11 protein-coding genes and 2 pseudogenes are annotated in these 18370 nt (G+C 61.2%); 5 read left to right on the top strand and 8 right to left on the bottom strand.

The genetic code is table 11. The annotated features are described in order from the left end of the window. Positions 1-134: 134 nt before the first annotated feature. Positions 135-836, bottom strand: a complete 702-nt coding sequence (locus EOS_RS22615) for an IS6 family transposase (RefSeq protein ID WP_047848942.1) — start codon at positions 834-836, stop codon at positions 135-137. A 68-nt stretch (positions 837-904) separates the two neighbouring features. Between EOS_RS22615 and EOS_RS43925 the strand changes: the two are divergent. The 5 genes and pseudogenes from EOS_RS43925 to EOS_RS22580 all read left to right on the top strand — a co-directional run. Beyond that, a pseudogene (locus EOS_RS43925) lies at positions 905-1411 on the top strand (IS6 family transposase); the annotation flags it as partial. A gap of 126 nt (positions 1412-1537) precedes the next feature. Then, complete coding sequence (locus tag EOS_RS22600; protein WP_152693163.1) at positions 1538-2152, top strand: FecR family protein; 615 nt, start codon at positions 1538-1540, stop codon at positions 2150-2152. A 1309-nt stretch (positions 2153-3461) separates the two neighbouring features. Then, positions 3462-3839 (top strand): annotated as a pseudogene (locus tag EOS_RS22590) (ISKra4 family transposase); the annotation flags it as partial. A 327-nt stretch (positions 3840-4166) separates the two neighbouring features. After that, positions 4167-5180, top strand: coding sequence for a helix-turn-helix domain-containing protein (locus tag EOS_RS22585; RefSeq protein ID WP_047848940.1), 1014 nt, complete (start codon positions 4167-4169; stop codon positions 5178-5180). 347 nt (positions 5181-5527) lie between these two features. After that, a complete protein-coding gene (locus EOS_RS22580; protein ID WP_047848939.1) occupies positions 5528-7186 on the top strand; it encodes a protein kinase domain-containing protein in 1659 nt (552 codons plus the stop codon). 129 nt (positions 7187-7315) lie between these two features. Here the strand turns inward: EOS_RS22580 and EOS_RS22575 are convergent, their stop codons facing one another. The 7 genes from EOS_RS22575 to EOS_RS22545 form a co-directional block, all read right to left on the bottom strand. Next, the gene (locus EOS_RS22575) at positions 7316-9115 is read right to left on the bottom strand and encodes a hypothetical protein (RefSeq protein WP_047848938.1); all 1800 of its coding nucleotides are present in this window, start codon (positions 9113-9115) and stop codon (positions 7316-7318) included. Between the two features lie 75 nt (positions 9116-9190). Further along, positions 9191-10303: a type VI secretion system protein TssA gene (gene tssA, locus EOS_RS22570; protein ID WP_047848937.1), complete on the bottom strand. Its 1113-nt coding sequence runs from the start codon at positions 10301-10303 to the stop codon at positions 9191-9193. After that, a complete protein-coding gene (locus tag EOS_RS22565; RefSeq protein WP_047848936.1) occupies positions 10300-14460 on the bottom strand; it encodes a type VI secretion system protein in 4161 nt (1386 codons plus the stop codon). The genes tssA and EOS_RS22565 overlap by 4 nt, the downstream gene beginning before the upstream one ends. Positions 14461-14497: 37 nt before the next feature. Further along, positions 14498-15250, bottom strand: coding sequence for a DotU family type IV/VI secretion system protein (locus EOS_RS22560; RefSeq protein ID WP_047848935.1), 753 nt, complete (start codon positions 15248-15250; stop codon positions 14498-14500). A 25-nt stretch (positions 15251-15275) separates the two neighbouring features. Continuing rightward, positions 15276-16607 carry a type VI secretion system baseplate subunit TssK gene (gene tssK, locus EOS_RS22555; RefSeq protein WP_047848934.1) on the bottom strand — a complete coding sequence of 444 codons (1332 nt, stop codon included), beginning with the start codon at positions 16605-16607 and terminating at the stop codon, positions 15276-15278. A 96-nt stretch (positions 16608-16703) separates the two neighbouring features. After that, positions 16704-17240 carry a hypothetical protein gene (locus EOS_RS22550; protein WP_047848933.1) on the bottom strand — a complete coding sequence of 179 codons (537 nt, stop codon included), beginning with the start codon at positions 17238-17240 and terminating at the stop codon, positions 16704-16706. Continuing rightward, the coding region (locus EOS_RS22545) for a dicarboxylate/amino acid:cation symporter (RefSeq protein ID WP_047848932.1) at positions 17237-18370 on the bottom strand (1134 nt) is incomplete at its 5' end. The genes EOS_RS22545 and EOS_RS22550, both read right to left, overlap by 4 nt.

The raw sequence follows: 18370 nt of genomic DNA, 5'->3' as shown, positions 1-18370 counted from the left end.
CGGTACCCCAGACACAAAGCGGACCCAACGCCTTTGCCAGAGAACGGCCGAACGGGTGAGCGCGTACTCGACCTTCGGCGGTTCTGTCGCAATAAGGCCATCTTGATGAGCAGACCAGAAATGACAAGGACTGCTCACATAACCATCGAATAAAACTGCTCTGCGGCGGACGGATGGGTTCCATTCTCGGTTTTCATCTGCCCCTTCCTGATCATATGCATTACTTCGATGCCGGACAGGATGATGCGAGCACAACGAAAATCCTTGAAGCCCAACATCGGGCGGGTGATGCGTTTGATGGCCCGATGGTCCTGCTCAACCACGTAGTTCAAATACTTGACCTGGCGAATCTTGATGGGTGTATCGCGCTCGGCGTTCACCGCGTGCAGCGCAGCCAGATTGGCTCCGCTTTTGTCGATTGTCACCGTCTCGGGTACGCCGTTTTGCCGGATCGATTTTTCGAAATACCGCTGGGCAGCAGCCTTGTTCCGCCTGGCTCGCAGAAGAAAGTCGACCGTGTTGCCTTCCTTGTCCACAGCCCGATAGAGGTACCTCCATTCGCCGCGAACCTTCACATAGGTTTCGTCCATCCTCCAGCTCTTGCCGACCGCCCGTTTGCACCGGCGGAAGGCCTTCTCAAGCACGGGTAGAAGCTTGATAGCCCAGCGGTGCACCGTGGAATGATCGACCGCAATCCCACGCTCGGCCATCATTTCCTCCAGATGACGCAAGCTAAGCGGATAGGCGACGTACCTACGCACGCAGGTCAGCATTACTTCCAGCGGATTGTGCAAACGTTTAAGCACGCGTGCCACACCCGGATCCAGCATCTTCATTCGTCACCCACACAACCGTTTCGATCCAGTCAGATTAACAGAGTGCCTGATTGCGACAAAACCGTATGTGGCACCTCGACGAGATGTTCGTCACGCTTCGTGGCGAACCTTACCTGCTGTGGCGTGCGGTGGACGAGCATGGCGCCGAACTCGACATCCTGGTACAAAAACGGCGCGACAAGGCCGCCGCCAAACGCTTCTTCAAGCGTGTGCTGCGCTCGAGCCCGGTGCCGCGCAAGATCGTCACCGATCAACTGCGCAGCTATCCGGCGGCAAAAGCCGAGATCCCGGAGTTGGTGAGCATGAAGCACGTCTTCGTCAAAGCTGTAGCCCGGCTGAACAATCGTGCAGAGAACAGCCACCAACCGACCCGCTAACGCGAGCGTCGCATGCGCGGCTTTCGCGACCCTACACGCACACAGAAATTTCTCTCGTGCTTCGGGCTGATCCGGCAACATTTCGCGCTCAAGCGGCATCTGCTGCGCGCTTCACTCTATCGCAAACAACTCGCCGCCCGGTTCGTCGCATGGCGCGAATTCGCCGAGCTTGCCCAAAATCCGTCGACCGCTTTCTGATAGTCGTCACACCTACCGTCATGCCGTCTCGCTCTCGGTAACTTGACAATGCCTTGGCGACCTGTATGGTCGCAGCGGCTGCTATCGGGGTGACTAATTAATCCGGTGCTGTCGCAGCAAGGCGGCATGTCGGCTGTCGGGGAACAGGTCACCTTGTCGCTCGACGACGGCAGTCAGGCACTTCTCAATACGGATACCGAAATCCGCTACGTGAGACGGCTGCGCTCACGCGAAGTTTTCCTGGAGCGGGGTGAGGCACACTTCACAGTGGTTCACAACGAATGGCATCCCTTCTACGTCCGTGCTGGACAGGCTGACGTTCAGGATATCGGTACAACGTTTAGCGTTCGCCGGCTCGATAACGGTGTCAATGTCACGGTACTGGAAGGTCGTGCGGCGGTCACGCCGAATAATGGATCCCAGGGCTATGACGTTTCCGCGAGCCAGGCAATCTCGACGAGCGGAGGTCGGGTAGTATGGCGCCCGGATGCCATAGCCCTGCTCGCATGGAAGGACCATCGTCTGGACTTTGACAAGACACCGGTCGCCGAGGTTGTGAATGAGCTTCGGCGCTATCGGAAGGCACCGATCGTACTGGCTGATGCGAAGGCTGGCCTTCCTCAGGTCAGTGGCGGATTCTCGAGCGCGGATCCCGATCGCCTGCTCAGGACGCTGCCCGCTGTCGCGCGGGTGACTGTTTCGTTCAAGGCGGACGGCACGGCAATCATCGTATCGCGGTAGCCTGTTCGATCTCAGCTTCTCCCATGATCGCATCGCCGGCACGGTGAGCGGCCTGCATGGTCTCAATGCATTTTCCCCGGACCTTAATAGAAGCAAATTTCTCGCAAGGAATCCACCGTTTTCGTGTGTCGCTCGCCTTTAGTAACTAGGCTGGTGCAATGGTGCGTCTATCTGGGAATACGCGGGTTTTATTGATGGCGTCTGCCGCACCCAGCGAGATGGGCTATATATGGTTTACATGAAAGCCAGGCCAAATTGCGATGCAATGTTGAGTAGCGTTTAGTTCGTGACTTGAGATCCAAAAACAATGAACCTTGAGAATAGCGAAATGGAACCAACACACTTCTAGTGCGAAAATGAAAGAAAAACGAAAATTTCTATCGTATGCTCTCCAATTAATCATGTTCTGCACTCTAGGAAATGCACAGCCTGGTTTTGCTCAAGCAGCCTATAAAATATATACTGATCGCATAACAAATCAAAATAAAGGCACATATCTTTCTGGAAAAATAAATTCAAAAGGAAAAATGATAAAGGTGGTCGGTTGTAGGGGAGGTAGAGTGCGAAGCTGAGTACGAAGCAAATATCGCCTTATGCCAGGCCACGGCAGCGTTCATGTTGAACTCTGCCTCGCTTGCCATATGCTATGCAAATGCGGCTGCAATATACTCCGCATGCTTATTAAAGGATACCTCAGAAGGATGAGAAGGAGTGCGAGCTAGTGCATAATAGACGTCAATTCATGTCCGGCCATGGCAAATTCATGTTAGAATTTTTATGTGCTACGGAAATACGGCTTCTAGGAGCTAAAAGCACCTAATTGCTACATTCACGTAATAATGGAGGGAAAAATATCACCACGAGGAATTGCTCTACTCTATTCGGAAGATGATCGCCAGTTAATAATTTCTTTTGTTGATGAGATGAAATTGACTGACGTCTCTCGCTCCGCACTAAAAATGCCAATATTCCTCGACGAATACGGGATGAATTTGAACGATGAGTTTGCTCATCAGCTTGGAGGCGCATTACTTAACGCCCTGGCCGAGTCTTACCCTAGGCTAAAGCAACATTTGCACGTCACCCCTCCAGCCCAAGCGGGGGGAGCAAGGCTTAATAAACGGAAACCCCCTGAATTTGAGGGCTACAGCAATAGTAGCGCTCTTATTGTTTGAATGAGAGCGCTTTAAATTTCCGACCATCCCGAAAGCATCGAGATTCTAGCGGATTCGTCCCGGATCGATAAAACGTGGACCTGCAAAGGCTTTCAGACAATTTCACGGACCGGAAAAACCTGCAACCAGTTGATGGCAATGTTCCGCACGCCCTGCAACGGATTGACGATCTGGAGATGCTGGAAGAGAACCTGGCAAACAAGAAGAAACTGGAGAAGGCAGTACGGGAATTCCGCACCTATATCGGGGCCAACCAGGCGTTCATTCCGAACTACGGTGACCGCTACCGGCACGATGAGACGATTTCCACGGCGTTTGTCGAGTCGACCGTGAACTATGTGGTCAGCAAGCGCTTTGTGAAAAAGCAGCAGATGCGTTGGACCCAGCGCGGCGCGCATCTGCTGCTGCAAACCCGCGTGCAGGTCCTGAACGACGATCTGCGGAAAACCTTCGTTCGCTGGTTTCCCGGAATGAGACCGGAGGAACCTGCGGCGCTAAAGGAGGCGGCATAGAAGCTTCAGCCCCCGGAATGGCGCGCTCTCAACTCCCAGCGATTCGCGCTCTTGGTACACCTGTGCCGTCCCGCACGACCGTGCTCCTCCCGGTAAGGGATTCCCTACGTAATTTTCAGCATTCTTTCAATCGAATCACCCTTCAGACTCCGTCAGGCCGTGCCGTAGATAAAGTGCGTAGACAACGTCCGCTTTAGCGTCATTCGCGCGGTTAGTCGTGTGCCCTCAGGATGCGACGGCTCCTAGCCGTCGGACGCAAATCGGCTCGCAAGTCATGTCAGGGCATACCCGCACAGACGCTAAATTAATTGTCCTATCAAGATAAAAGTGACAACCAATCTCACCGGCACTGAATCCACTTCCCCCAGGCTCGTTTATCAGCACTTCAGCACGCACAACGAAGCGCCGCAAAGCCAATTGCTCGCCTGGCGGGAGCGGACCAGCCACATCCTGGACGTGCCGATCACGCGCACGCAAATGGCCGATGGATTCCGAGGCACGATAGACAGTTATCGTGCCGACGACTTGATGTTCATGCACTGCCGCACCGATCCGCTGCTACAGATGCGTTCGGTGGCGAGAATTTCCACCGACAACGTGCGCGACTTCGTTTTCCATGTTGCCATGGAAGGAAGTATCGAAACCGTGACCGGCTTATACCCGCAACGCAAGGCGATGCAATCGGTGCCAGGCATTCTGGCCTTGGATATGAACCAGCCGATGCGCATGGAGCGCCCAGGTTGCCGTGTAGCGGCATTCTTCTTGCCGCGCGCGATGGTGGAGTCCATTCTTCCGGGAGCGGAATCGATTCATGGTCGAGTTGTCGAATACACGTCTCCGCTCGCACGCATGATCCCCGCTCAGTTGGCCACGCTCTGCCGGAGCCTGCACACCATGAGCCCGAGTGAGGGGCACAGTGCGCTACGCACCTGCGCCTACCTGATTGTGGCCGCTTTCGGCAAACAGACAGGTCTCAGCGGCAATGTGCGTGCGGCGGCCCGCGCAGCCATGTTCGACTCTGCACGACGCTATATCGAGGCTAATCTGCATGAGCCGGCACTCTCGCCCCAAAGCGTGCTCAATGCGTCGCAATTGCCTCGCCCGACCTTGTATCGTCTGTTTGAGCACGAGGGCGGCCTGGCGACCTATATTCGTAATCGCAGGCTTCGTGAGGCTGCCGATGAACTGCTCCGGTTTCCGCATAGGGCGGTAGTCGAGATTGCCTACGGGCTAGGGTTCAAGAGTCCGGCAGATTTCAACCACGCCTTTCGCCGTGCATACGACATGCCGCCGCGCGATTTTCGTGCGCGGGCGTCACCTCAAAAATGTTTTAAAACTTGAGACGCTCAATCAATCCCGCCGAAAGGGATCCCCTACACTGCACGTCATAGGTGCGTCGGAGGATTGCATCGGCATTCACACTCGCAGATGTTGACGGCGAGGACAGGGATCGACGCCGGGCAATGCGATCGCTCCGGCCATGATTCACCACCCTGCTTCAGACGGGATTCGATGCATCGAGTTTTATTGTTTCGTATTCCTATGCCACGTTTTAGCCCCGCTCTGTTTTCCGCCGCTCGCGAATAATGACGCATTAACCAGGATTGGCCGGAGCGCCATCTTGGGCAGCGTGACAGCGGCGGCATTACTTCCAAATCCCAAAACGCTTGTGAACATGGAGGGCCGCTATGCCGCTCAGCAAGCTGTCTACTAGCATCTTCCGGACTACATCAAAGGAAACACGGGATGTAAATGCCGCGATCGACCAGTTCAATGCAAGTCCGACCGGCATTGGTCTGGATAAAATCCAGGCGTTCATCAACGCACCTGGGCGGGTTCACTGGACATCGCAGGCCGGTGAAATCGTGAAACTTGAGCTTGCCATCAATCAGGCACGCCGTGCTCTTGCTGGATCAGGTCACGTGGGGTCGACTGGAATTCTGGGCGCCACCGCGGTAGTCAATCGCAACCCCACAACATGGATCGAGAAATTGTTTGACGACGCTCCGTCGCTTGACGGCGTGAGCTTTGCCGGCACCGGCAAGGAAGGAGCACAAGGGAACACTCACAAATTGTTGTTACCCAACGGCAAAAAGCTGTTCGCGAAAACCGATCACAAGGCAAGCAAGGAGAACGCGGAAACAGAGTGCGAACGCGAGTATCGCGTATACGAAAGATTCTATAAAACCATCGTAGGACATCCCAAAGGACATCCCAATCTGGTCAAGGTTTGGGGATGGGCCGACATCAAGGTCGGGATCCAGCATGACGTCGGTTTCGTCATGGATCATATCGAGGGGCCGGATGGCCGCACCATGCAGACGTGGCTGAAAGAGGCCTGGGATCTCGGAATCATATCCAGTGCCGAATATTGGAGTTCGATCCAATACATTGGGCGTTGTCACCTCGACGTCATTCAACATCTGAAGAACGCGGGTTGGGCGCACAACGACATCAAGTCCGAGAATTATGTGGTTGACTCCATAACCGGCGAGGTGATCGTCATTGACCTCGGAGGCGTGGGCTTGTTGGGCCAGAACTGGAACGCCGTGACGCCAGCGTACCTGGCCCCCGAAATGTTGATTGGCGACGAGCCGAATCGAGCGGCACCAGGAGCCGTGGCGTCTGACCTATTCAGTCTTGGTGCGACCATTGTCCATGCCACGGAAGCCGCTCACGCTTTTCACGACGTGGCAAGACCGAACAGGGGTCTTGCTTCGAACGTAGCCCCTTCCCGCGTGGTAGGCAGCGGAGTAGACGGTCTAGCGGCCGGCCGCTATAAAAATCCGTTCGAATACGGCGTGGAAACGGATTACACACGGCAGATAAAGAGATTGATGAACGACAATCCTTTGGAGCGTGAAAAGGCTCTCGATGAGCATTCATCCAATAGATTTTTGAACGACAGTATTTTGAATGACCAGCAAACCAGGGACGTGCTGAAAGGGGTGGCTTCCGGCTCCCGTAAAGCGGACTGGGAAGATAGATGGCGTAGAGCCGGAAAAATACCGCCGACTTTCACGGCGGTGGATCGGACCTCCCTGGCAAGCACCTTGAAAGACAAGATGCGCGCGTACGTGCCTGAAAGGGGTTATGGGGGCATAGATCTGCCGCCAGACATGACGAAGGAACGAGCCAGAATCGAGGAGCTTGATCTCAATCGAAAAAAGAGAGAGGTGGAGGAGATCGCAAGGTTAGTCAACCAGGCTAACGCATTTCGCATCGACACAAAACATCCGACGAAGGTCATGAAGGAGCTATTGAAACAAATTCAAAGGGCAGAGCTGATGATTAAAGCGGCGCTGAACCGGCCCACTCTTCCGGCTCCGCCGCCACGCCGTCGATGATCGCATCCTGGAGCCGGTTAATCCAGCTCTAGGGAAGGCCCCGAACGGTCCATCCGAAGCTGGCGGTAGTTCGAAGAACCAGGAATAAGAAGACCAGGCAAATTTACCGGAACACCACCCGAAAGGGCCTCAGGTAATCGGGTTGTGCGGGTCGTTCGTGAGCAACGACCATGTGCCGCCGCGGCCGAAGTGGGTACCCGACCTGTGATGCTTGGCGCCATAACACTTCTTGCCGCCGTGACGGCAGGCCTGATGCACTTCGTCGTCACGCACCCATTCGCCGACGCGCGCTTCCATGTCGCGCCACCTATCGTCCTCCTTCGAGGTCCAATCGAAACACTGGGCGCTCAACACATCCACCATGCCGACACACGGCCCGGCATAGCGGCTGACCTTCTCCATCTGCGACATGATTTCGGCCGCCTTGGTGCATAGCGCCATGGCGTCGTTGCACGAATTGATGGTAGGAGGCGCCGTGCCCAGCGCCTTCAATGCCTCGGCGGCCTTGCCGAAATGCAGCATCAGTTTCGGCAGCATTTTCTCCACGCCCGCGCCAGCCGCGCGGATCTCCTCGGTGGCGTGCGCCTCGACCAGTGCGTGACTGAGCAGGCTGGATTTGATGGCGATGCCGTCTACTCCCTTCAGGAGGTTGAGGCCCACCTTGTCGCCGGCCAGCACCGCGACCGTCGCGCTGAGCGAGACGGCGTTCTTGCCCAGCTTGGTCAGGGCGCTGGCATCTCCCATAAACGGCAGGAAGATCGAGCCAACCGAGGCCAGTTCGCTGACGACGGCGCCAACCTTCTCGCTGGTGGTGTGCCGGCTGTACCAGTGCTCGACGCGGCGCGCGCCGCGCCTGAAATAGCCAGGGCGGTCAACCTGCTTCCACACCGCATCCAGCATCGCGTCCAGACGCCTCTTGTGCATGTGGTCGCCCGCCGGCGCGTTCGCTGAAACACGCGCCGTGGCGGGCCGTTCAGCACTGTAGTTCCAAGTGGCGGCATCGGATTGATGCATGCCGGCGACAATTTTTTCTCGGGCGGCGATCATGCCCTTGAGTAGCTCGGCGATGTCCACGGCGTCCGGCGAGCCGGCCGCAGCCGCGTCGGTCGAAGGAAAGGTCGCAGGGATCGCGATCGTAGCGTCCGGATGGCGCTTGGCTGGCAGGGTGTGGGTGAGCCTGTTGAGCCGCAGACCGTTGAAGGGGGCATAACACACGTCCTCGGTAGCGCCACCGGGGCAGCAACTGTGTGCTCCATGCGCTTCGAACCAAGTCTGCAGCGCGGCCTTGAAATTGCCCTCCCAGGTGGCCCATACCGTCGCAAGCTCCTGATATTTCTCGAGATAGAAAATCAGCAGATCGAGCGCCGGCAGCGTGTAGTTGCGCACCTTGTCGCCGTGATGGATAAAGCGGGCCACCGCCTTGATATGGTTAAGCGCTTCCTCGCAGGTGACGAAGTCCGCGGCCTCGGCCGCTTTCACCTCCCTGCCGATGTCGCTCATCATGCGATAGTGATCGACCGCCCGCCGGAGCGCATCGCCGGCTTCGACCATCAGGAAGGTGCCGTGACTCGCGCTGGCGGCATTCGAAGCGCTCGGCAAGCGCTTGAGCCAGTTCCGGTTGGCGCGCTTCTGGTTCTGGCCAATCTCCTCGATGCCCTTGCTGATTGCCCAACTCGCCGTTGCAAGGCCGATCAACAGCGGAATCGCCAGCCCGCCCGTGGCTATTCCGGCAATGGCCACGCCCGCCGTGATGCTTACTCCGGTTACGAAGCTAACCTTGTTTTGCGTGCTCCACATGGCAAGGCCTGTCCTCACCTTGTTGGACAGGTAATGCTTGGTCAGCCCCGTGTGCGCCTTTGATACGGTGTGGAAAGCGTCGCCCATCATCATCTTGGCCGACCGGGTGGCTACCTCAGGTGTATGAGACATGACATCTCCAATAAGAGGATATAGAGCAATGAGCAATAGTGGATCGCCTGACCTGCGGCGCCGCGAAAACGGCGCTCACTCGAGGCCAAGCATCGAAAGGTAGGCCCCTAGGTCACCCTCTTTGCGCCCGATGTCCCGCATCAGCTCCGCCAGCGACATCCGCTCCCAGGACAAGGCCCGCTTGAGGAGGTACGGCGTGGGGCTATGCGGCTCGTGACGCGCCAGATAGTCAGCGATGTCGTGCAGCAGCCGGTACGCGTGGGTCCGGTCGGCAATCATGCCGGCGAGGCTCGCGACGGCTCCTGCGGAAACCACCTGGGCAATAGCGCGCGTGTGCGCTGGCGCGGCTGCCTCTTCGTCAATCTGAATAGACGTTTCAGCCGCCGCATTACTCGCGGGCAGCGCCGGCATCGCATGCTCGCCGATCAATCCCGTTGCGGCCCGGGAAAGGCGCGCCAACGCATCCGCGACAGGCGCAAAACTCGGCGCATTCGCATCCAGCCGGATATCGACCAGCCGCGCAAACCTGTCCCAGGCATCACGCGCCACGACGAGGCGATGCTGCAGCCGTGCGAGCGCGGCGAGATTGCCTGCTCTCACCACATGCTGGTCGAGCAACTCGCGCGTCAGCACACCGTCCTCCTCTGCTCCGGGCGTGGCAATAGCCCGCTGATACTCGTCGAGGCTGAGTGCCGCCGGCTCACGCCCGTCGATTGCCATAAGCGGAACATTCAACGACAGCACCAACGCAAGCGTTTGGTTGAGCCACACAAAAGGTGCGGCTCTCGCGTCGGTATCGCCGTCTTCCAGTTGCGGATATGCGGTATCCCAGTAGCGCTCGGCGAAGCCGGTCAGCAACTGCGTGCCGGCCACGAGGCCATCGATCCCATGCAGATGGGTCCACGCCTCGCAAAGCCATGCCGCGAGCTGGAAATCCTTGCTGCGAGTGTGCAGCGCCTCGCTGCACAAGGCGGCTACGGCCTTCCAGTCGGCCTTGACGAGCGGGCGCTCCCATTCCCCCATTGGCAGCGATGCGTCGTCCTGGCGCCGTGCGTCGCGGATCATCCGGTAGATCGGATCGCTGCGCAGGGAGTCGCCCACGCCGTCGTCTCCCGGCAGCGGTGCGAGCAAGGGATGTGCGTCGAGGCTCACGTCCATCTCGGTGTCCAGCGAGTAAGTTGAATTCATAGGGCGCTCCAGTCAGGCGCACGAGTTGGGAAGCTCCTTGGCCAGGACAAAGGAGTTTTCTTGCCGGCGGCAGTCAGCGTGAGGCGCAGATATACCTGTGCGCGCGTCTGTTTCGGCAGCAGTGCAAGGTCCGCGGCGCTCACCGTGCCCAGCGGGAAGTCGAACCTGAGCAGTTGCGCGGTGCTGCTTGCCTGCGCGCCCACGTCGGCAACGCGCTGCTGCGACACAAACGAAATCAGCGCCCAGGGATCGGCGAACTGCCAGGTCAGCGTGCGGCCATCGGTCGAGAACGCGCGCTGCGGCGAATCGTTGGTCGCGTTCAGTGGCGAGTCCTTTGCAAAACGCAGCACCAGCGAGACCGGCATGCCGTACTCCCAGTGCAGTGCGCGTGGCGCGTCGTGCAGCGACACGCTCTGGTCGCCAATCCTGAGCGTCCAGTCGATCACCTGGTTGGCCGCGATCTCGCCGATCCGGTTGGCGCGGAAATCGACGCTGACGTCATAGCCCGTCGCCGCCCCGTCGCCGGCCGGATAGAGCGGCGCGAGCAGTGCATCGACCTGCTCGAAGTTATCGATGAACTGGCGCAGCCGCACGTTGCCCCCGAGCACGCGGTCGCCCGGGCCGTTGCGGGCCTGCTGGAAGATCCGCGAGACGCGCCCATAGCGCTTGAGCGTCTGGCCGAGTTCGCCGAAATCGGCCGGGCCGGCCTCCGCACTGCCTGCACTGCCTGCTCGCGCCACGCCGCCAAACGGCTGGCGCCCCGCGATGCTCTGGTTGAACGCCTCGGCGAAACCGCCCCACTGCTGCTGGAGATCACTGACATAACCCTGGCCGCAGCGCGCCAGCAGGCTGTCGTACAGCCGCAGGTGCAACGCGCTGAAATAGTCGCCGATACCGGCTGCGGACGGCCGCGGCGGGAAGCGGCCAAGGCAGTCGCCTGCGCCCGGATCGGCTGCTACCGTACGCACGAATTGCTCCAGCATCAGCAGACTGCTGTTCGGGTTCTTCAACTGATAACGGTCGAGATCGCGTTCGATGGCCTGCCAGCGCTGCGCGAGCGGCGTGCCGGCATCGCTTGCACTGAGTGCGGACAAATACACGGCCGCTGGTTTGCCGAGCGCCGCCGCGCGCACGGCCTGCTGATCCAGATAGGCGCCGAGCCCCGCCGTATCGCCGATACCGAACGCCGCCAGCACCGATGTACGCGCACTGTCCGAAGACCTGCTGGCAGGCTGCGTCGCGTACAGATCCGAGCGCGTCAGTGCGTCGTCGACGAGGCGCAGATGCTCGATCGCATCGCGCGACACAAGCGCATCCAGCTCGTCGACCTGCGTTGCCGCGCCCATCTCGGCGAGCATCGCGCGAATCTTCGCGAGGCGGGTGCGCGAGGCATCGAAGGCGGCGCTGTCCGGCTCGCCCTGTATCGGCGTCACCACGGCCGCGGCTGCCACCTGATCGAGCATCAGGCGCGCGAACTGCGTGTCCAGCGCCTGCCCGACCACCGGGCGCAGAGCTCCCGGCAAGCCAGTCAGGCCATCGGCGAGGAAACGCTTGCGCACGTCGCCGAGCGCCGCCGCCTGATCGAGTTGCGCGCGGTCCCACGTCACGGCAGAACCGTCCGGTACCGGCGGCAGATCCAGATTGCGCGGCAACATCCAGAACGATTGATTCAGCAGCCGGGTCAGGCCGTCACGCATCGCAAGACGCGCGGGCGACACCGCATAGCGCGCGCCTTTGTCGCTCCACACGATGCCGCCGTCGGCGTCGCCCAAGCGCAGCGCGAGCTCGCTCCTGAACGCCCGGAACGCGGTGCCGGAGCGCTCGCGCAGGCGCACGGCAAGGTCCGGCCCGAGCAAGCCACTCTGTGCGACACGCGCGTACACGCGGTCATAGACCGGTCCGGGCGCGAATTGCGGCTGCCGCATCCAACCGCCCTTACCGGCCGCGAGCAGGTCCTGCTGCATGTCGATGCCCGCCACGACCGCACGGTAATCGCTGGTGAGCTGCGTGAAACCGGCAACGCTCGCGTCGGCGTCAGTCAGATTGCTCAGATGGCCGGTCACCGAGCGCTCGGCCGCGAGCAGTGGATTGGTGGTGAACATCGCGTTGTCGAGCTGCTGCGCGCCCTTGTCGAGCGTGCAGCGCAGCGCTTGTTGCACGGCGGGCAGGTTGATGCCGCCGACGCCGTCTGCAGCATACGCGCCAGCGTGATGCGCGTCGCGATAGAAGTACGGCAGGCTGCCCGCCACGTTGCCCTGCAGTTCCGCGCCGAACGCGTAGCGCACGGCGAGCCGCAGCGCGTCGGCGTTGTCCGCCGACGGCAGCTGTAGACGCTGCATCGCCTGCAATGCAGCGTCGAGCTGGTTCACCGAGCCCACGTAGCGCTGCAACGCCCGCATCGCAGCGAGGTCTTCGAGCGCGAGGCTATCCCCTCCGGACGCATCGCCGCTCATGCTCAGCGGCGCCGCGCAGTCGTCGCCGACGATCAGCTGGCCGGTACCCGGATCGCTCGCGACGCCGGTCAACCGGCCCACCTGCGCGAGCATCGCGCGCTCCAGAGCCGTCACCGCGATCTCGCCGAACTCGCGTTCGAAACGCGCCTGAACGCGGGTGTTGAGATCGTCCACGATGTCCCACGAGCCGGGCATGAACACGGTCCAGAACGTGCCTGTGCGCAGCCGGTCGTTCAGCCCGATCAGCGCCAGAGCCTTGCTGCGATACCAGTCCGCCGGCAGCTTCTGGCCACCCTGCTCCGCGGCAACGCGCTCCTGCGCGTCGCGGCTCAGGCCGTCGAGCGCGGCCACCAGGGGGCCGTTACGATGATTGAGCTGCGTGGTCGCGACAACGAGGCCGAGTCCCCAGCCGCCGAGCACGACGATGCCGCCCCAGCGCAGCGCGCGGTGCAGCGCCGGCCGTGCGAGATGCTGTGAGCGGGAGGGTCGCGTCAGGCCGTATTCGAGAAAGATCTTCTTGTCGAACAGATCGCGCAGGAAGGCAGGCTGAAGCATCAGGTCGTTGGCCGGCCGGCCGTCCTGCCCATGAACGACGATCTCCGTGCTTGCCGCTGCGTCGTCACCGCCGCCGAAGCCCGGCTCGCGGTCGTATGAACCGTAAGCGGCCTCCAGCACGGCGAGTTCAGCCGACGCGTCCTGCTCGACGCCGCGCTGCGCGAGTTCGCTGCTGTCGCCCGTCAGGTAGATGCCGCGGAAAAAGAACGGCTCGTGATAAGCGCTTGGCCGCAGCAGTTCGTCGACATAAAGCTGCAACTGCGGGCGGATGGCGTCGATCCGCGCAGGCAGCAACATGAACTCGCGCGCGTCGAGATGGCCCGAATCGAGCGCGAACAGTTCGGCGCTCGCGTCGGAGACCGCTCGCTCGATGCTGCCCATTGCCGTGTCGACCCAGTCGGCCTGATAGGTGACAGACAGGTCGTAAGGCGACGACCAGCCGAGCATGCTTGCGCGCAGCGGCTCGGGCAACGCACGCGCGAACGCGGCGAAGCCAGTCAGCGTCTCGCAGCCGGTCACGATGACGTATACGGCGAAGCGCATTGCAAAGCGGTTCTGCGCAAGCCACAGCCGGCGATGCGCGAGTTTCGCATGGCGGACGAGTTCGAGCCGCGCGTCGGTATGATCGGCAAGCAGCATGGCGGCCGGCACGGTGACCACGACCGAATCGAACGGACGCTGGGGCCGGTATTGGCGGCACAGGCTCAGGAATTCGTCCCAGGGTTTTTCGTCGCTGTCTTCATCGGGTGAACCCAGATAGGCCGCCTTGATGTCGATCACGATGCCGCGGTCGAAGAAGTGCCACGAGATCCCCTGGGTCGCAGCGGAACTCGCGGCTTCGGCGCTCAGCACGCTCGCGACGCCCGCCTGCGAGATCGGCAGCGGCCGCGGGTCGTCGCCTTCGCTCAGGACCATGACCCACGGAATGTTGTAGCGCTCCGAGCGCGACGCAATATTGCCTTCGATCAGCTCGACGGCCTGCCGGAACGCATTGCGCAGCGAATCGGCGCGCAGCCGCACGATCTTGCGCGCAGCCGTCGGCTTGCTCTGCGCGTTGTGCGCGGCGAAATACACCACCGCGCCGAGTACCGCGCACACGACCAGGATCAGCAGCGCCAGCGAAAGCAGGAACAGGTTACTTGTCAGCATGCGCGAACTCCCGCAGATTGCAGCTTGTACAGCCGGCTCATGACTTCACCCCCGCCACCGCATCGCCGCGCAGCGCTTCGCGCACCGGCCACGATTGCCACAGCCACAGTACTTCCGACACTGCCAGCAGCGCCACCATTGCGAGCAGACCGATCATTGTCCAGCGGCTTACCGTCGGCAGCTTGCGCGGCGCGATATGCGAAATCGTGTTTGCATAAGCGGTATCCGCCAGCACACGCTCGCGTCCGCCGAGATCGGCGCGCCGTTGATAGATGAACTCATACAACTCCTCGCGATAGCTGCGCAATTGCGCAGCCGCGTCCGCGCCGCGGAAGCGGCCCTGGAACCCCATCGCCAGCGAGAACAGGCATATCCGCGCGACGTCCCGGCGCGACGGCTCCCGATCCGACAGCAATTGCTCAATCTTGCGGAATACGAGATCACCCGCGACATTGGTACGAAACAGCGTCGATTCGAGCAGATACGCGGTCCAGCGTTCGCGGCCGGTCCACTGCGTGTTGAGCAGGATTTCGTCGGCGAGCACCGCCTTCAGATAGCGGGCGTCCGCCAGGTTCTCCATGTCGAAGCGCGTGCCTTCGCGGTGCGACTGCAACGTCTGGATTTCCAGCAGGTTCAGCAGATGCCGGCTCATCCCGTGCGCAGCCAGTTCCGGATCGGCGTCAGGCGACTCCGAAAAGCGCTTTTGCGCTCCCGTGAGTTCGTGGAGAAAGCTGCGAAACTGCGCCGTGATCAAGTCGTTTTCTTCGGATTCGAATCGATTGCGTGCCATGCCCGGTCTACCTTTTTATTGACTGTCAGCCCTTCACGAACAGCAGCATTTCCTGTGGCCGCTGTGCGCTTGCACTTTCATTAGGGTTACTGATAATAAGCGACTCGCTCGCAAGCACGAGCACCGGGTCGGCCTGGATTTCGAACAGCAGATAGCCGGACCCCGAACGGATACCCAGCTCCTCCGCGTACTCGACAACACGGCGCGACGCGCCGAGCACCCGGCGGCTGCGCAGCGACGCGTAGACGGATTGCGAGCCCACTACCGCGCCGTCCATCCACGCGAGCAGGTCGCGCTCGGACTGGCCGCGCAGGCCGATGACGAGCCGCGCGCCGAGCCACTCCCGCTGCAGCGCGATCTCGAAAGCGCCGTGGCGTAGTTCGAACTTGTGCTCCCGATAACCTTCGCTAACCTCGGACAGCGCGTCGCGCAACGCACGCAGCAGCGGCGTGAATACCGCGAGCGGATCGGCGTGGTCGTAGTCTGGCGGCACGGGCGGCAAGCCGCCGGGCATCAGCATGCTCAGCGAGCCGGAGAGTGAGGCAAGCGCGAAATACAGTGCAAGCGGATGCAAGTGCGGCGTACGCAGCACCGCTTCGGCAAGCGGCAGCGCGGCCAGCAGGCTGCGCAGCCGGTCCTTCAGTTCGAGCTGCGTCAGCCGGTCATCGATCTTCGACGATGGAATCGCCGTCTGCCGCGCGACGAACGCCGCTTTGCCGCGTAACTGTCCGAGCAGCGTGGCAACGGTCGTCCACAGCGGATTGCCGCGGTCAATTTCGATGAGCGGTGGAAGCCGTTCGCCAAGACGGACGACCTCGTTGTCCCGGTAGACCGAACCGAGCCGCAGCGCCACGTACATCGCTGAGGGCAGCTCGCCCGCCGCAAGCGCGAGATTCGGCACGAGACGCGACACGTCGGCGGGCGGTGCCGCCGAGACTTCGTCTTCGACCGGCACGCCGGCGCTCGAGTGAAAGCGCCGCACCTCGTTGTCGCGCCGCATTGACGCGGCAACGGGCAAAGTCAGGTAGAAATCGAGCGGCCCGTTCGCGAGCTGCTCCGCGAACGGCTCAAGCGAAAGTTCGAGCCTGCCGTGCCCGCTCGACTCCGCCGCATAGGACACTGCCGTGCCGTCGGGCATGATCGCATCGAGCGCGAGCACACGCACCACGCCGACAGGCAGCAAGCCGCTGTCGAATACGAGGCGGCGCACGCCCCAGCTGAACGGCGCGGCGGCGAGCGTCTGCCACGCGACGAGCGAATCGACTCGCGCGCTCATCAACTGAAAATGCTGTGGCGCGAGCAGCATGCCTTCGAACCATTCGACTCGGTCCACGACCGGGACGTTGCGCTCATGCATGGCGGCGCCCCTTTTTATGCATGAGAAAGCACGGCGCAGGAACGCGGCGATACATCGGTGCGGAATTCATCGGTTTCATGGAACGCTGATACGGTGTCATTTCACGGCCGATACGGAAAACGTGTTGTTGTCGAGCTGCACCGCGAGGCGGCCACTGAACTGTTCGATCCGCACGCGATGAGCGCCCGGGTCTGCATAGTTGGCAAAGACGAGGGCCGCCGCCACGCGCGGCCGGTCGAACGTGTCGCCGGGCACGTCGACACGCTGACCCGGAACGACTTCCCAACTCCAGTAGCGCAGCGCCTTCGGAAACGTGCTGGCAAGATCGGCGCGCGCAGAAAACCACTTTGAGGCAGGCAGTTCGGCAAGGCGCGCGAGCATCGCGTCGTCCGTCACGAACACGACGTCAACGGCGACCGGACTGTTGTTGTTGACGTCGTCGCTGGCCGAGAGCGTCAACTCGTCCCATTTCACCTTGTCGCCCTTGAAACTAAGGAACGACGGCGCCGCACACCCACTCAGCAAACCCGCGATGCAGGTCGTCAGCAACAGGCCAGCGAAGCGGCATAGGAGGCGCTGCACGCGGGTTGGCATACGCGCTGGTGTGATCAAGGCCATTCTGCAATTCTTCATTTCGCTCCTACCCCTATGCCTATTATTACGATCAGCGATGCCGCCATCAGGACGCAAGCGGCCGTGAGTGCGAGCTGCCCGCGCGTAAACGCAAAGCGCAAAACAGCGCGCGGCTCCTGCAGTGCGTGCAGGTCGAGCAGCGCCAGGCGATCGGCAGGCAAGCCCGCTGACACGAGCGCGACCACCGTGCAGACGCAGAGCAGACTCAGCAGATTGCGCGGTCCTTCGCAAATCAGGTCGATCGCGACCAGCAGCACCACAGCCGCTTCGACCGGCAAGCGCAGCATCGACAGCACAAAGCCCGCGTAACTGACGCCCGCCACGCCGCTCTGCCCCGCCGAGATAAATGCAGCAACCACGGAGGCCGCGCCGATCAGCACCATGTCGCCGACGCCGAGCGGGCAGTTGTAGAGATTGGCGACGAATACGGCGGCAAGCGCGAAGTACAGTGCAGAGCCGGCGCGCACGAAGACAACGCCGAACGGCACGACGAGCTCCGCGACGCCGCGGCTGAAGCCGAGCCGCGTGCTCATCGCTTCGATGGTGTGGGGAATCGGCGCCGTCGCGCTGCCGGAGGTCAGTCCGATCAGCATCGGCGCTTTCAGACACGCAACGACGCGCCCGAACGGCGCGCGTGCGCTCGCCGCGATCGCCGCAAGCGCCACGCCGCACAACAACAACGCGAACAGCACGAAGCACAGCAGGAAGCCGCCCATCGCGCTGAGCGTCGCGCGCTCCGTTTGCCCGACCACGTGGGCGGCCGTGCCGAATACGAGGACGGGCAACAGCAGGTTCGCATGCTCGATGATCGTTTCGAGCGTCCGGTAAATGCCTTCGAACACGCCGTTCAGCACGCTCGTCTGCTCGCTCGAGAGCGCGGCGAACGCCATGCCGAACAGGATCGTTCCCGTGAGGATGCCGAGTGCATGCCCGTCGGCGAGCACGCGGAAGAAGTTATCCGGCACGACGTCGCTCAACACCAGCGCACCCGGCGACGGCGCCGGCCTGCCATGCCCGAAAAGCGTCATGCGCATGTCTTCGGCATCGGTCGCGCTTTGCAGCACCAGTTGCCCAAGCTGCGCGTGAGCGCCGTTCGAAAGAGACTGCCCCGGCGCCACGGCCACGCCGGC

The organism is Caballeronia mineralivorans PML1(12), assembly GCF_001028175.1.
GTDB lineage: Bacteria > Pseudomonadota > Gammaproteobacteria > Burkholderiales > Burkholderiaceae > Caballeronia > Caballeronia mineralivorans.
This window is presented reverse-complemented; position numbering and strand designations above follow the sequence as displayed.

Bases quoted from the DNA above. Each gene is read 5' to 3' on its own strand.
- EOS_RS22615 (WP_047848942.1), bottom strand. From the start codon at position 836: ATGAAGATGCTGGATCCGGGTGTGGCACGCGTGCTTAAACGTTTGCAC.
- EOS_RS22600 (WP_152693163.1), top strand. From the start codon at position 1,538: ATGTCGGCTGTCGGGGAACAGGTCACCTTGTCGCTCGACGACGGCAGT.
- EOS_RS22580 (WP_047848939.1), top strand. From the start codon at position 5,528: ATGCCGCTCAGCAAGCTGTCTACTAGCATCTTCCGGACTACATCAAAG.
- EOS_RS22575 (WP_047848938.1), bottom strand. From the start codon at position 9,115: ATGTCTCATACACCTGAGGTAGCCACCCGGTCGGCCAAGATGATGATG.
- tssA (WP_047848937.1), bottom strand. From the start codon at position 10,303: ATGAATTCAACTTACTCGCTGGACACCGAGATGGACGTGAGCCTCGAC.
- EOS_RS22565 (WP_047848936.1), bottom strand. From the start codon at position 14,460: ATGCTGACAAGTAACCTGTTCCTGCTTTCGCTGGCGCTGCTGATCCTG.
- EOS_RS22560 (WP_047848935.1), bottom strand. From the start codon at position 15,250: ATGGCACGCAATCGATTCGAATCCGAAGAAAACGACTTGATCACGGCG.
- tssK (WP_047848934.1), bottom strand. From the start codon at position 16,607: ATGCATGAGCGCAACGTCCCGGTCGTGGACCGAGTCGAATGGTTCGAA.
- EOS_RS22550 (WP_047848933.1), bottom strand. From the start codon at position 17,240: ATGAAGAATTGCAGAATGGCCTTGATCACACCAGCGCGTATGCCAACC.